The organism is bacterium (assembly GCA_024226335.1).
Lineage (GTDB): Bacteria > Myxococcota_A > UBA9160 > SZUA-336 > SZUA-336 > JAAELY01.
On the sequence record JAAELY010000323.1, the window covers coordinates 1 to 1,464 of the forward strand.

Here is a 1,464-nt window from a genome sequence, read left to right on the forward strand (position 1 = left end):
CTCAAAGAGCACCGCAAGGTCATCGTCGGCTCCCCCGGGCTGGTGATCGAGGGCATCCTGCAGAAGAAGGACGGCAGCTTCTCGATCAAGGCCGAGCGCTTCTGGCCGATCGAGCGGCTGTCGGAGACCCCGAGCCACGACTTTCGGTAGTGCGCCGAGACCTGCCGAAGCTCGGGTCGGCTCGGATTCGGGCATCCCGGCCCCTGATGAGCCAACCGCCCCGAGATCAGAGCTGTTTATCCCGGCTACGGCAACAAGCTCTCCAGGTCATCGTATTCAGGTCGAACACCACGAGCACGACCGCGGATGCAGAAAGAAAGGAGCTGTCAGTGCGGAACCAACTGCCCCTCTTGCCGCTGCTTTTGATCGTGGCCCTCGCCTGCAACGATAAGGCGACGACCGAACCGATCGACACGCCTGAGCCGACTGCCACGGAAGCGACGGCGACGATTGAAGACGGCTTCGTCGAAAACGGCGCACATTCCCTCTACTATAAAGTCAGAGGCTCGGGCGACCCGATCGTGGTGCTGCACGGAGGCCCGGGCTTCGATCACCGCCAGTTTCTACCCTTCATCTGGGAGCTCGCCCAGGGCCACAAGGTCATTCTCTACGATCAGCGCTCCACCGGCCTCTCCAGCGGGCCTGTCGATTCCGAATCGATCAACATCGACACCTTCATCGACGACGTCGAGGCCATTCGCGAGCACTTCGGAATCGAGCAGATGAACCTGCTGGGACACTCCTGGGGCGGCCGGCTGGCCATGCACTACAGCCTGCGGCATCAGGACAGATTGAAGTCCCTGATTCTGGCCTCGACGGCGGCGTCAACGGAGGGTTTTTCCGAGATGCGGCCCACCTATGAAGCGAACCGCGCGCCCGGCGACTCGGAGCTGCTGGCGGAGATCTACGAGTCGGACGGGTTCAAGAACGGCGATCCCAAGGCGCACGAACGCTTCTGGAGGGTCTGGTTCAAGCCCTATTTCGTGGACCCCTCCCAGGTCGAGAGAATGGACTTGTATTTCCCGGCAAATACCATCAAAAACGGCAACGCTGTGGCTGGCAACGTACTCCAGTCCATCGGCGAGTTCGATCTGCACGAAGATCTGAAGAGCTTGCGGATTCCCACTCTGATCCTCCACGGTGACGCGGATCCCCTGCACTACCGGAACGCGGAGCGGATGCACGCGAGCATAGCGGGATCGAAGCTGGAGATTCTCCAAGGAGTGGGGCACTGGCTATTCGTGGATGGGACCGAGACGTTCAGCCGCAGTATCCTCGATTTCCTGGCAGATCTGGCAACTCCGTAAGAGCCGGAGCTCCGGGCAAGAGCACAGGGATCGCCTGCATCGGGCGATGGCATACTATCGGACAGTTCAACTCGTCGACTTCGAGGATTCCGCCTACGGATATCTGCGGGCTTGACCGTGCTGCGCCAATAGGCTCGTCAACATACTCAGCGTAGCA

The 1,464-nt window shown here is 60.7% G+C and carries 2 protein-coding genes; both read left to right on the top strand.

The annotated features are described in order from the left end of the window. A partial coding sequence (locus GY725_16965; GenBank protein MCP4005883.1) for a hypothetical protein occupies positions 1-150 on the top strand: 150 nt, incomplete at its 5' end. Between the two features lie 179 nt (positions 151-329). Next, complete coding sequence (locus tag GY725_16970) at positions 330-1,307, top strand: alpha/beta fold hydrolase (protein MCP4005884.1); 978 nt, start codon at positions 330-332, stop codon at positions 1,305-1,307. Positions 1,308-1,464 lie beyond the last annotated feature (157 nt).